Consider the following 12,390-nt stretch of genomic DNA (forward strand, 5'->3'; position numbering starts at 1 on the left):
CCGAGCGCGGAGCCAGCGAGGAGCGGAGCGACGATAGAGAGGTCGACACCGCCGGACTGCGCGTAGAGGAACGAACCAATCCCGCCCGAGAACATAATCTCGAACAGGTCGGTCCCAACCGCAATCGGAACGGGCACGCCAATGAGGTAGAACAGCGCGGGCATACGGATGAAGCCGCCACCGACGCCGAGGAAGCCCGAGAGGAGACCCGTCGCGAAGGCGACGAGCAGGACCATCCAGAGCGAGACCTGGATGCCACCGCGCAGGGTAATCATCGGCGGAAGCGAGTAGCTCTGAATCTTCTTCGCTATCTCGGGGATGTCGTCGGCGTTGATTTCGGCGTCTTCTTCGACGTCGTGGCTGACGCCGCCGTCGCCGCCACCTTTCAGTGCTTCGTAGGTGACGAACGCGCCGATGCCACCGAGCAGCAGCACGTACGTGATGCTGATGATGTTGCCAGCGAGACCGAGTTCTTCGAGGTGGAGGACGATTTCCTTCCCGACTTCGAGGCCGACGGTGGTCCCGATAATCATCGAGACGCCGAGTTTGTAGTCGACTTGACCGAGGTCACGGTGTTTCAACGTCGCGATGACGGAGGTACCGAAGACGAACGCGAGACCAGACCCGACAGCGACTCTGGACGGATAGCCCATGACGAGCAGTGCTGGGGTGACGAGGAACGACCCGCCCATCCCGAAGAAGCCGAAGAGGATGCCGATGAGGAGGCCGAATCCGGCGAACATCACCAACATGGCGGCCGAGATTCCGAAAATCTCCATCATCGTCAGTCACCTCCGAGGAGTTTCAGGACAGTCGGACCGACGACGCTCTCTAGTGCGCCGTATCCAACGTACAATACCATGGCCTCGACGAGAACGATACCGACGAGTGCCGCTGCTTGCGAGTTTCCGGACAGGTTTTCGATTCCAAACATGCGGTGACAGGGTGAGGGGTGGAGGGTTCGGTGTGGTGGTGGGGGGAGTTAGGGGACCGTGTGTGAGGGAGGTTAGTCGTCGGCGACGGCGCTGTCGGACGTGGCCGCACAGCGGTTCGGGCCGAGTTCGAGTTCGTTCTCTTCGTCCTCGCCGTCCGGTTCGTACTCACCGGCGTTCGTGGCGATGACCGTCTCGTAGTTCGGCGGCTTCGAGGGGAGGTTCTCGAACATGTGTTCGACGAAGTCGTCTTCTGCCATCCGGAGAATCTCGTTGTTCTCCCAGAGGTAGCCGACCGTCGAGAACATCGGCTGGCCGGGCGTCACGTCGATGTACTGTCCGTCGTCGGTGACCGAGAAGTGGCCGGGAAGAATCTTCACGTCGTTCGGTTCGGTCATGATGACGCGGTGGAGCGTCTCGTACTGGACGCGAGCGCCGTCGCGGGCGTCCTTGTCGGCGAACTGCAGTTCGGTCCGGCCGATGGACTCGACGAACAGGGTGTCGCCGGTCAAGAGTGCCTCGTCGTCGACGAGGTAAGAGGTCATGCCAGTCGTGTGGCCGGGCGTGTGGACGGCCTTGATGTCCACGTCGCCGAGTTCGACGGTGCCGTTCGGTTCGATGGCGTCGAACTCGAACTGTGGGTCGCGTGTCTCGGCGGGCTTACCGAGGTGGTACGGAACGTCGAGTTTGCTGGCGAGACGGCGACCACCCGAGATGTGGTCGGCGTGGATGTGGGTGTCGAGGATGTGGGTGACTTCCAGACCGCGTTCGGTGGCGGCGTCCACGAAGACGTCGGTCGCACGGGTCACGTCGACGAGGGCGGCCTCTCCTGCCGACTTCGAGCCGACGAGGTAGCCGAGACAGCCCTTCGAGCGACGCTGGAACTGAAGGAGGACGAGGTCGTCGTTCGAGGTGGAAATCGGAACGACGTCGTAGACCATACTCCACGACTCCATCCCACCTTCGACGGTCTTCACGTCGTGGGCGAAGCCCTCTCGTTCGAGGTACTCGGCGAAACTGCTCGCAGAGTTGCCGGTCGCACAGATGGTCACGACAGTGTCGCCAGCGCCGATGTCGTCTTTGTAAGCGTCGAAGTCACCGACGAGTTCGTCGTTGTCGCCGGAGTACTCGACGTTCTCGGCTTCGGCGATGTGCCAGCCCTCGAAGTCTTCGGGGTTTCGCGTGTCGAAGAGGACGAAGTCCTCGTCCGCATCGATCATATCCCTCAGCTCTTCAGCCGTGATGGTTTCGACCATACACGGTATTGTATAGGAAATGCACGTATAAGGGTTCGAGCGAGACACGTTATTTCCGGCTTTTCACGGGTCGAGGCGGCTATTTCCCGGTTCTGAACGAGGTAGAGACAATAATTGTGGCTACCTCTCTCGGAACCCACGGACGAAGCGACCGGTCACTAGTGAAACAATACCTTCATGCAAGGTGAATCCATACCCAATATTGCGAGGTACATGAACAACTCTGAGATAGAAGACGTCCTCCGAGAGTTGCCGCCGAGTTCGAAGTTCATCTACAATACGCTCCTTCGGATGGGGTCGATGACGCTGAAAGGACTCACCGAAGAGACGCTCCTCTCGTCGCGCACGACGCGCTACGGACTCACGCAACTCGAAGAAGCGGGCCTGGTCGAGTCGTCGCCGGCACTCCACGACGGCCGACAATCCTGTTACAGTATCGCCTACGGTGCAGTCGGGGGTGACAGAACCGAATTCGCCCGTGGTGCGCTCGTCGACCCCGAGTGGGTTCGACAGCGTCTCGACGCGTTCGAGGCAGACGACCCCGAACTTCGACTCGTCGAGGTCACCGACTCCTACGACGAAGGCCACATCCGAGGTGCTGTTCACCTCGACCCTGACGAAGACTTCCTCGACGTCGATACGGCGAGTATCCCAGGCACCGAGACGTTCGAATCCGTTCTCGGGAACCTGGGTATCACGCCCGACAGTACCGTCGTCCTCTACAGCGACGGGGTGAACGAGTACGCCGCGCTCGTCTACTGGACGCTCAAGTACTACCGACACATGGACGTGCGACTCCTCGACGGTGGGAAGTCGTACTGGGTCGACGCGGGATTCCCGACGACGCACGACGTGCCTGTCGTCTCGGAGACGACCTACACGGCGCAGAACCCCCACGAGCGCATCCGGGCGTATCGGCGCGACGTGCAAGCGGCGCTCTCCCGAGACGTAACCATCGTGGACGTTCGCTCGCCGGAGGAGTACCGCGGCGAGACGGCAGGGGGAGCAGATGCTCGTGTCGCCGGGCGCGTCCCCAACACGGTCAACGTGGAGTGGACACAGATGGTCGGCGACGCGGGTCGGTTCAAAGGGCGCGGCGCACTCGAACAGGAGTTCGCCCAGATGGACCTCGACGAAGACGACGAAGTCATCGTCTACTGTAACGTCGGCGAACGGTCGGCACTCGTGTGGTTCGTCCTCTCGGAACTCCTCGGCTACCAGGCCGTCTCGAACTACGACGGGTCGTGGACAGAGTGGGGCAACATGGTCGGCGCACCGATTCGAACCGGCGACCCCTCGGAGAGCGAATAGGGCCGCGTTTCGTCTCTCTTTCTACTCGCGGCCAACTCGCCCGAGTGCGCGCGCGGCGGCGACGAGGCGGCCGAGTGCGCGACGAACGTCGGCGTCGAACAGTGCCCCGAGCAGTCCGAAGAGACCGATTGGTTTCGGGTCGTCGTCGGCGAACGCGTCGAGTGTCGCTTCGAGTGCCTCCGTGACCTGTGGGTCGCCGAGCGTCTCGGTGAGTGCGACGACGTTGGCGGCGTTGTGGCCGAGTTCGTACAGGTCCACGTCGTGTTCTGCGTACCCGTCGGCGAATCCGGCGGCGGCCATCCGAAGGTCCTCGATGGCGTGGCGGTTCTCCCGCGTCGCGTCGAGGACACCGGGGACGAGTTCTTCGGCGAGGTCCGTCGTCGCGTCGAGCAAGTCGACGAGTTCGACGAACGTGTCCATATTCTCGCCGAGTCGTTCGACGAGGACGATTGTCTCCTCGCGTTCGAGCGCGAAGCGGAGCCGTTCGACGACGTCGCGGTTCTCCCGAACGGCGTCGAGGACGCCGGGGACGAGTTCGTCCGCGACACGCTGTGACACCGCGAGTACGTCGAGGAGTTCGACCAGTGTGTCGGCCTCGTCGCCGACTTTCTGGAAGAGTCGCAGCGTCTCTTCGCGCTCGAAGGCGATTCGGAGTTCACGGATTGGTTCGCGGTTCTCGCGGACCGTCTCGCGGAGTTCTGGCGTGAGGTCCGCCGCGAGGTCTTGGGCCGTGACCATCAACTCCAGCAGTTCGGCCAGTTCGTCGGCGTTCCGCTCGATAGCCTGCGCGAGGACGTCGGTGTCGCTGTCGGCGTCGACAATCTCGTCGAGCGCCTGTGTTTCGGATGCCATAGTTCAGGGGAGGGGGTCGTATCCGCGCATCCAGGCGTTCCAGTAGAACGACGGCAGGATGTTGATGTCCATAATCCAGTTCATCCGACTCTCGACCGGAGCGGAGATGCTCTCCTCGTAGTCGAACTCAGCCATCATCGCCTTGCCTTTCTTCGTGAGGAGCGGACAGGCCGCGTATCCGCTGTACTCCTTCGTCATCCGTCCGCCTTCGACGAGCGACGAGAGGTTGTCGGCGACGACGTGGGCCTGTTTCCGGGCGGCAGCGGCGGTGCGCGACTTGGGCGTGTCGTCGGCGTCACCGAGAGCGAACACGTTGTCGTACTCGGTGTGTTGCAGGGTGTAGTCGTCGACGGTGATGTACTCGCCGTCGTTCTCCTCGTCACCCTCGGTGAGCGGCGAGTTCTCGGTGACTGCGGGTTGTCCGTACTGGGGCGAGACGGGAGCGTACAGGTCGTAGTCGAGTTCCTCTCCTTCTTCGGAGTGGATGATCTGATTCTCGTAGTCGACTTCGGAGACGGTGAAGTTCGGCTCGAACTCGATGTCACGGTCCTCGAATATCTCTTCGAGTTTCTCGCGGTAGGGTGAGACGCCGAAGATGGCGTCGCCGGGCTTGGTCATCACGACGTCGACGTCGTCGCGGATACCCTGTCGCTGGAAGTAATCTTCCGCCAGCATGGTCATCTTCATCGGCGCGCCGCCGCACTTGATGGGCGTATCGGGGACGGTCACGACGAACGTCCCGCCGTCGAAGTCTTCGAGTGCCTCGCGCATCGCGACCGCGGCCTCGTAGTGGTAGTACGGATACACCGCATCCGTCTCTTCCCACCCTTCTGCCATGCCGGGGATGCTCTCGGGGGCCAGTCGATGGCCGAGCGAGACGACGAGGTAGTCGTACGAGAGGCCGTCTTCGGCGGCGTCCAGGTGGACCTCCTGAGCATCCGGGTCGATGCCGACGACTTCGTCCTCGACGAACTCGACGCCCGACTGCATCACGTCGCGAACGTCGCGGAACTGGTCTTCCGGTTCCATGTACCCGAACGGAATCAGGTAGAACGACGGCTGGTAGACGTGTTTGCTGCTCTTGTCGACGATACTGATACGGACGTCGGAGCGGTCGAGTTTCCGACGGAGGATGTTTGCCGTCATCGCTCCGCCAGCACCAGCCCCTAGCACGACAATGTGCTCCATAGACACCCTATCTATGGAGGAGTACTATCTGAACGATGAGGTAGCAGCGACAACTAGTCCCACTCCCGCCGTCGGTGACGGGTGGCGGAGATTATTGTTGGAACACGGGACGCCAGCTTCGGTGACCGAGTTGTCGGTGGACGGGGTGCTATCACTCTCGGAAACAGGAACTGTGGCGTCGGACAACGGATAGGCCCGTCTCTCAGTCCATCTTCGGCATCGACTGGTTCTCCCGGTCGAAGAGGTTGTGGATGCGTTCGGTTCGTGCGGACTCGAACTGGCGTTGACACCGGGCGACCCACGAGTCTGTGTCGGTGTTGTCGGCTGTCGTGTTCGGTGACGGGTGGTCTGTTTGCAGGGTCGGTTCGTACGTTGGACGTGTGTGTGTGCTCACGGTTGTGGGGTGTGGTTCGGGTCGGTCGGACGGCGATGCTGGCGACGAGGAGAGTTAGTGAAGTACGCGTACGACCGACATGGTGTACCCGGCAGTACAGAGCTATCTATAATAAATGTTCATGTTCAATCAGTGGCTCCTGTCTGATTGTCGGATGCGACGAGGAAAGCGGGACGAGGTTCGACCGAGTGCGTTTACTCGTGGCCGGAGACGCGCACCGGTTGGTAGGGTTCTTCGAGGTAGTCGATGTCGGACGACGAGAGTTTGATGTCGAGGGCTTCGACGGCGTCTTCGAGGTGTTCGATGCTCGACGTCCCGACGATTGGCGTGGTGACCCAGTCTTTGTGGAACTGCCACGCGAGGGCGATTTGAGCCATCTTCACGTCCTTCTCCTCGGCGAGTTCCTGCACACGCTCGTTCACAGCGGGGCCGCCACCTTCCTCGTACGGACGGCCGACGTCTGCTTCGTGTTCGCCTCGAGTCGTCGATTCGAACGCCCCGTGTGGACGCGTGAGGAACCCGGCGGCCATCGGACTCCACGGCATCACGGCGATATCTTCCCTCGCACAGAGGGGAAGCATCTCGCGTTCTTCCTCGCGGTAGGCGAGATTGTAGAGGTTCTGCATGGACACGAACCGTTCGAGGCCGAGTCGGTCAGACGTGTGGAGTGCGTCGGCGAACTGGTAGGCCCACATCGACGACGCGCCGACGTGTCGAACCTTCCCGCGACGGACCGCGTCGTCGAGGGCGCGGAGTGTCTGTTCGATTGGGGTGTCGTAATCCCAGCGGTGAATCTGGTAGAGGTCGACGGTGTCCATCCCGAGTCTGTCGAGCGAGTTGTCGAGTTCCTGCTCGATGGTCTTGCGGGAGAGGCCACCCGAGTTCGGGTCGTCGTCACGCATCTGCCCGTAGACCTTCGTCGCGACGACCATCTCGTCGCGGTCGTACTCCGCGAGCACCTCGCCGAGAATCTCCTCGGATTCGCCGTAGGAGTAGACGTTCGCCGTATCGAAGAAGTTGATACCGAGTTCGATGGCACGCTCGATGAGTTCGCGACTCTCTTCGCGGTCGAGTGTCCAGTCGTCCCAGTCGGTCCCGAAGCTCATACACCCGAGACAGAGTTCACTCACGGTGGTTCCGGTCGATCCGAACGTCGTGTAGTCCATACGTAACGTTCGAAGGCACTGTATGTAAAATCGGTCGGGGGACGATGGCCGATGTTGACTCGATAGTTGTGGTTGGTTTGGGCAATGTCGTCCCGCGACAGCAACCAGAGGAATGGCTCAGAAGTACATAAATAGTGGTGTTTACGTCAAATTCAAATGCTCTGACCCGGTACGACACGACACAGTCTTGCTCGTGATACACAATATACGTCGCGAGACGGACACTGCAACCACATGAAACGGAGAACCTTCCTCAACAGATTGGGTACAGTTTCGCTCGGTGGTCTCGCTGCCGCGGGCGTGGCGACGACCGCATCCGCCGCCGACGAGGGGTACGACCTCGAACTCGCGCCCGGCGACACGTTCTACTTCGCCGAGACGAGTCGAGCGGAGTCGATGATTTACGCGCCGCTTCAGGACGGGAGCACCTACGCGATGTTCCAGGTGCCGAACGGACTGTTCGACGTGGACACCGTCGTCATCGTCCTCGCAGAGAACGGCGAAGTCCTCTACCTCGAGAGTCTCGACGGCGTCCGCTACACGGAAGACCAAATCGGCGAGATGGCCGACCGTATCGGTGAGATGGCCGATAGAATCGTCTACACCGAAGAACTCATCGTCCAGACGGAGTACCTCGTCGTCGACGTCATCGAATTCTCGCAGGAGAACCTCCTGACGTTCGTGAGCATGCTCAACCCGCTGAGCCTGTTCTAACCGACGACAGAACGTCGGCCCTCGAAACCTCCATCACCCGACCGGCACCAACACGGACGCCCGTGTCTCCCACCCACTGCCGGTCGTTTTCTGTCGAAGAACACGGCTAGTCGTTACTTCCTGCGACCACGTCCACGTCACTCCCGTGAGTCGTACTCTTGGTAGATGACGTGACCGCACGACTTGCAGTGCGACGCATCGGGGTCGTGGTACTCCAGTCCGCAACTCTCGCAGACGACGTTGACCTTGTCTCTGTGCGCCCACTCTTTGACGATTTTACTCGCCTGCCACGGGATGAGGATGATACCCGCCAAGATTGCAGCGACGGTGACCCACCTGCCGCCCTGCGTGACCGGAACGATGTCGCCGAATCCGACCGTGGTGAGAGCGACGACGACGAAGTAAAACGCATCACCGAACGTGCTGACGCCCGGATTCACCCGGAATTCGAACGAGTAGAACATGCCTGCGGCGACGAAGAAGATGGTCAACACGGTCAACAGCAACTTCATCACGCGAAGCGTGCCGACTGTGACGGTTCCGAAGAAGAACTCTTCGTCCTGCGTGAAGCGGTAGAACCGAAGGACACGGACCACCCGAATCGCGCGGAGGAATCCGATGTTGGCCGCGACGACGGGGAACGGAGAGACCAAGACGGCGAGCGTCGGCAGAATCGCCAGCAAGTCCACCATCGAGTACGCGTTGAAAACCTCGCTGACCCGACTCTTCGCCCCGTACACTCTGAGGATGTACTCCGCGAGGAAGACGAGCGAGATGGCGACTTCGATACGCCAGAACGTCTCTTGGAGTTGCGCCGAAAACGGGTACGTCTCCAGGACGAACACCCCGACGAACACGAGGTTGAGCGCGAGAAGTGCGATGTCTATCGCTTTCCCGACGATGGTCCGATGGTCGAGGAGGTAGAACCTGACGACGTCTCTCGGTGTGTCGCCGTGGCCGGTAGACGCGTGACCCGCCATAGGGGGCAGTTGGATTCGGTGGGTAATGATATCGTCGCCGACTGATGGGTGTGGAGCCACTATCATTACATATAACTATATAGCAAATATCATTACTGAAACTCACAGCCTGTATTCAACAGGTGCATTACCAAAATATGACACAATTCTCTCCTCGGTTTCCCGTCTCTCGAATCGCTAATAGTTGCGCATGGGCTTCTACACTGTCTATCTGTGTTCTCGGAATGGGTGCCACCCAGTTGGTACTCGATTTCGTATCTATTCGCCACTGTCTGTCTCAACATACTATATAGTAGATTGATTTATCACTGTTGAAAAACGACACCGAGTCGATGCGTAAACGCTGGTTGCGTGGTCGGAAGTTGGTCCCCGAGCGTCTCTTCGACAGCCTCACCGCTCGAATCTCGAGTGTGATACCCTCGTCGACCGTCTCACGGGCGGTCCGGAAGACGTACGCGCGCAAGTTCTTCACTGCAGTGGTCCTCGCGATGGTCGTCATGGCGGGCGTCGGCGCTGTCACCTACACGCAGGTACAGGAGTCGCTGGACGACCAGGTCGAACAGCAACTCACGTCGACTGCGGAACTTCAAGCGGACGGGTTCGAGTCGTGGATAGCGAGTAAACGGCTAGAGACGCGAACCACGTCTGCGGCGTGGCAACTCCAACTCGGAAACCAGCAAGCGGTGAGTAGTTACCTGTTCCAGCGGAGTTCGGAACTCGGACAGGACGACTTGACGGCGATACACTACGTCGACTTCGCCACTGGTGAAATCAAAGAGAGCACTGCCAGTTCGTTGGAAGGAACGACTGTCTCCGAGGCGGGTCTCCCATGGGGCGACATCGAACAGAACGTCAACCCGGAACCGAACCTCGTCTACGTCTCGTCGGAGACGTTCTCCTCACCTGTCGACGGCAAACAGTCGTTTGCACTGGCGAGTAAACCACCGGAAAATGCCGAGTCTGTCGTGGTCGTCACCGTCGGCCTTCCGGCGCGCGTCGCCCAGACAGAACAGACGATGGCCGGAAGTCGAACGACCCTGTACGAGTCTGATGGGTCGGAAATCGTCTCCACGGCGGAGAACGAGAGTGTACCGGCCGCCGCTTCTGCCCTCGACGCGAACGGTACGGCACTCGAACAGACAGACGACGCCGTCGTTGCATACACGACTCTCGACGGTGTCGACTGGACACTCTCGACGGCGGTTCCAACGTCGAGCGCCTACAGTGTCCGCGATAGCGTCGGAAGTGGCCTTCTCGTGACGATTCTCACCGCGATTGGCGCACTCGGTGCCGTCGCACTGGTCGTCGGTCGGCGCACGACACGAACACTCGGCGAGTTGACGACGCGGGCCGAAGAGATGGCGAACGGTGACCTCGACGCGGACCTCGAGACGGAGCGAATCGACGAGTTCGGGACGTTGTACAGTTCGTTCGACGAGATGCGTGTGTCCCTCCGACAGAATCTCCGCGACGCAGAGGAACTGAACGCACACCTCGAATCGAAGGCTGAAGCGTACCGGAGAGTCATGGAACGGTGCGCCGAGGGCGACATCGCGTGTCGGATGGACCCCGACTCCGAGAGTGAGGCGATGGCAGACATCGCGCGGACCTACAACCAGACGATGGACGAACTCGGGACGGTCATCGCCGACGCACAGACGTTCAGCGAATCGGTCGCCGAAGCGAGCGAAGAGACCAGCGCCAGCGTCGGGGACGTGAACGAAGCCAGTGAAGCGGTCACGGCGTCGATGACGACTATCCTCGACGACGTGGTCGAACAAGACGACCACCTCGACGACGTGACAGAGCGGATGAACGACTTCTCGGCGACGATTCAACAGGTGAGTGCGTCCGCCGCAGAAGTTGCAGACCGTGCCGACGCGGCAGTCGACCGCGGCGAATACGGACGGGACGCCGCCGCCGAAGCGGTTGCGGAACTTCGAACCATCGAGACGGCCACCGAGAACACCGTCGAACAGGTCGAAGAACTCGAGACTGTCATCGGAGACATCGAGTCTGTCGTCGACTTCATCGACCAAATCGCCTCACAGACACACATCCTCGCACTGAACGCGTCGATAGAAGCGGCCCGTGCAGGCGACGCGGGCGACGGGTTCGCCGTCGTCGCCGACGAAGTCAAACAACTCGCAGAGGAGACGCAAGATGCGACCGGACAGATTGGGTCGTCTATCGAGCGAGTCCGCGAACAGACCGAGGCGACGGCGACAGATATCCGCGAGACACAGACCCGCGTTGGAGAAGGCTCAGAGACCATCGAGGAGGCGATGGGTGCTATCGACACCATCGTCGACGACGTCGAAGAGACTGCTGACGGCATCCAAGAGATTCGACGGGCGACCGAACGGCAGGCCCGCGCGACGAGCGAAGTCGTCTCCATGGTCGAAGACGTCTCCGAGATTAGCGAACGAACCAGTGCAGGTGCACGGGACGCCGTCGGGGCGACGGAAGAACAGACCGCGTCGCTGTCGGACGTCTCTGAGCGTGTCGACCGTCTCGCAGAACGCGCCGGTGACCTCCGTGTCGCCCTCGATAGATTCGACGTGACCCGCGACGCAGTCGATTCCGACGATGTCGACGTGGACGACGCGGCCCTCGTGGTCACCGACTCGTCTGACGACACCGCCGTCGAACCGAGAGCAGAGGCAGACGGTGGGGTCGAGTCTACCGAAAGAGACAGGACGGAGAGATAACGACGAACGGGGGTAGCTGACGACAGACCGGGGTTAGATGACGATACTTCCGTCGGGGAGTAACTCACGTTCGGTGCGTGCTGCTTCTCGTCCTTCGTCGACGAGCGTGGATTGGTCGACTGGTTCCGAGAACCTGTCTGGGTCGGGGTCGACACGCTGGAGCATCGACGAGAACACAGACCCTTTTCGCCCGCCGGCGGAGACGATACCGCCGTACTTTCGCTCGTCGAAGGGCACCTCGTCGGGGTCTTGGAACTCTTCGCGGATGATTTGGGCGGTGTCGCGGATGTGCTCGGCCGCCTCCTTCTGTGAGTAGAGGCTCTCGTTGTAGTACCGCTCGGCGTACTCGTCGTCGAGTTCCTCTCTGGAGTGCTCCGGTGACTCGTAGAGGACCGAATCCGTCGTCTTGTACCCGCTGGCGAACCGAATGTTCACCGTGAAGCTGTCCGGGTACCGGAGGATAATCGGGAAAAAGAGCATGTCCGTGACGGTGATTCGCTGTTGCATCCGCCACAGTCCCTCGAAGTAGTACGCCGTCAAGGCACCGACTCGGTCCGTTCGCTCGCCCCGCTGGTAGGCTTGTGCAACCTCTTCGTAGTCGTCGCCTGCGATGTGACGACAGCGCCGTTTGTAACTCGCGGCGATGCCTTCGAGTTGCGTCTCGTACGCTTCGAGGAGCGATACGTCGGGGTCAGCGAGCATGTCGGCTTTCTGCTCTTGTGCGTCCGCAACGTTCATCATGTTCTCGTAGAACACACGTTCTGCGTCCTCGTTCGGCAGCGGTGTCCGGACTGCCTGCCGAAAGAGTACCTCCGTGTCCCCGTTGAACGTCACCTGCTGCTCGCTCATCTGGCCGGGGAGTTTGTGACGGAAAGAAATGAATTCG

The 12,390-nt window shown here is 60.7% G+C and carries 12 protein-coding genes; 3 read left to right on the forward strand and 9 right to left on the reverse strand.

From position 1 onward, the window contains the following. The 3 genes from AUR66_RS06240 to AUR66_RS06245 all read right to left on the reverse strand — a co-directional run. Positions 1-782: sulfite exporter TauE/SafE family protein (locus AUR66_RS06240; protein WP_082682142.1), on the reverse strand; the 782-nt coding region annotated here is incomplete at its 3' end. Between the two features lie 2 nt (positions 783-784). Further along, a complete protein-coding gene (locus tag AUR66_RS21815; protein WP_197409684.1) occupies positions 785-934 on the reverse strand; it encodes a DUF7512 family protein in 150 nt (49 codons plus the stop codon). A 72-nt stretch (positions 935-1,006) separates the two neighbouring features. Beyond that, positions 1,007-2,188 (reverse strand): MBL fold metallo-hydrolase, encoded by a 1,182-nt coding sequence (locus AUR66_RS06245; protein ID WP_058571623.1) that lies wholly within the window; start codon positions 2,186-2,188, stop codon positions 1,007-1,009. Between the two features lie 213 nt (positions 2,189-2,401). On the opposite strand from AUR66_RS06245, the gene AUR66_RS06250 reads away from it, so the two are divergent. Further along, positions 2,402-3,499 (forward strand): rhodanese-like domain-containing protein, encoded by a 1,098-nt coding sequence (locus tag AUR66_RS06250; protein WP_058571624.1) that lies wholly within the window; start codon positions 2,402-2,404, stop codon positions 3,497-3,499. Between the two features lie 21 nt (positions 3,500-3,520). Here AUR66_RS06250 and AUR66_RS06255 read toward each other — a convergent pair whose 3' ends face one another. From AUR66_RS06255 to AUR66_RS06270, 4 genes are all read right to left on the reverse strand, one after another. After that, positions 3,521-4,351, reverse strand: a complete 831-nt coding sequence (locus tag AUR66_RS06255; protein WP_058571625.1) for a DUF1641 domain-containing protein — start codon at positions 4,349-4,351, stop codon at positions 3,521-3,523. Between the two features lie 3 nt (positions 4,352-4,354). Continuing rightward, positions 4,355-5,539, reverse strand: a complete 1,185-nt coding sequence (locus tag AUR66_RS06260) for an NAD(P)/FAD-dependent oxidoreductase (RefSeq protein ID WP_082682143.1) — start codon at positions 5,537-5,539, stop codon at positions 4,355-4,357. A gap of 202 nt (positions 5,540-5,741) precedes the next feature. Beyond that, positions 5,742-5,933, reverse strand: coding sequence for a hypothetical protein (locus AUR66_RS06265; RefSeq protein ID WP_058571627.1), 192 nt, complete (start codon positions 5,931-5,933; stop codon positions 5,742-5,744). 194 nt (positions 5,934-6,127) lie between these two features. Continuing rightward, the gene (locus AUR66_RS06270; RefSeq protein ID WP_058571628.1) at positions 6,128-7,099 is read right to left on the reverse strand and encodes an aldo/keto reductase; all 972 of its coding nucleotides are present in this window, start codon (positions 7,097-7,099) and stop codon (positions 6,128-6,130) included. Between the two features lie 234 nt (positions 7,100-7,333). Here AUR66_RS06270 and AUR66_RS06275 point away from each other — a divergent pair, with 234 nt between their 5' ends. After that, entirely contained in the window at positions 7,334-7,813 is a 480-nt protein-coding gene (locus tag AUR66_RS06275) for a hypothetical protein (RefSeq protein WP_058571629.1), read from the forward strand. A gap of 137 nt (positions 7,814-7,950) precedes the next feature. Here the strand turns inward: AUR66_RS06275 and AUR66_RS06280 are convergent, their stop codons facing one another. Beyond that, a complete protein-coding gene (locus AUR66_RS06280) occupies positions 7,951-8,793 on the reverse strand; it encodes an ion transporter (protein WP_058571630.1) in 843 nt (280 codons plus the stop codon). 332 nt (positions 8,794-9,125) lie between these two features. On the opposite strand from AUR66_RS06280, the gene AUR66_RS06285 reads away from it, so the two are divergent. Next, positions 9,126-11,504: a methyl-accepting chemotaxis protein gene (locus AUR66_RS06285; RefSeq protein WP_082682144.1), complete on the forward strand. Its 2,379-nt coding sequence runs from the start codon at positions 9,126-9,128 to the stop codon at positions 11,502-11,504. Positions 11,505-11,537: 33 nt separating this feature from the next. Here AUR66_RS06285 and AUR66_RS06290 read toward each other — a convergent pair whose 3' ends face one another. Further along, positions 11,538-12,353 carry a hypothetical protein gene (locus AUR66_RS06290; RefSeq protein WP_058571632.1) on the reverse strand — a complete coding sequence of 272 codons (816 nt, stop codon included), beginning with the start codon at positions 12,351-12,353 and terminating at the stop codon, positions 11,538-11,540. Between the last annotated feature and the right edge of the window lie 37 nt (positions 12,354-12,390).

It is taken from the genome of Haloferax profundi (assembly GCF_001469865.1).
GTDB lineage: Archaea > Halobacteriota > Halobacteria > Halobacteriales > Haloferacaceae > Haloferax > Haloferax profundi.

What these genes read in the sequence shown, in the direction of transcription:
- AUR66_RS06255 (WP_058571625.1), bottom strand. Translation starts at nt 4,351, where the DNA reads ATGGCATCCGAAACACAGGCGCTCGACGAGATTGTCGACGCCGACAGC.
- AUR66_RS06270 (WP_058571628.1), bottom strand. Translation starts at nt 7,099, where the DNA reads ATGGACTACACGACGTTCGGATCGACCGGAACCACCGTGAGTGAACTC.
- AUR66_RS06290 (WP_058571632.1), bottom strand. Translation starts at nt 12,353, where the DNA reads ATGAGCGAGCAGCAGGTGACGTTCAACGGGGACACGGAGGTACTCTTT.
- AUR66_RS06285 (WP_082682144.1), top strand. Translation starts at nt 9,126, where the DNA reads ATGCGTAAACGCTGGTTGCGTGGTCGGAAGTTGGTCCCCGAGCGTCTC.
- AUR66_RS06245 (WP_058571623.1), bottom strand. Translation starts at nt 2,188, where the DNA reads ATGGTCGAAACCATCACGGCTGAAGAGCTGAGGGATATGATCGATGCG.
- AUR66_RS06275 (WP_058571629.1), top strand. Translation starts at nt 7,334, where the DNA reads ATGAAACGGAGAACCTTCCTCAACAGATTGGGTACAGTTTCGCTCGGT.
- AUR66_RS06250 (WP_058571624.1), top strand. Translation starts at nt 2,402, where the DNA reads ATGAACAACTCTGAGATAGAAGACGTCCTCCGAGAGTTGCCGCCGAGT.
- AUR66_RS21815 (WP_197409684.1), bottom strand. Translation starts at nt 934, where the DNA reads ATGTTTGGAATCGAAAACCTGTCCGGAAACTCGCAAGCAGCGGCACTC.
- AUR66_RS06280 (WP_058571630.1), bottom strand. Translation starts at nt 8,793, where the DNA reads ATGGCGGGTCACGCGTCTACCGGCCACGGCGACACACCGAGAGACGTC.
- AUR66_RS06260 (WP_082682143.1), bottom strand. Translation starts at nt 5,539, where the DNA reads ATGGAGCACATTGTCGTGCTAGGGGCTGGTGCTGGCGGAGCGATGACG.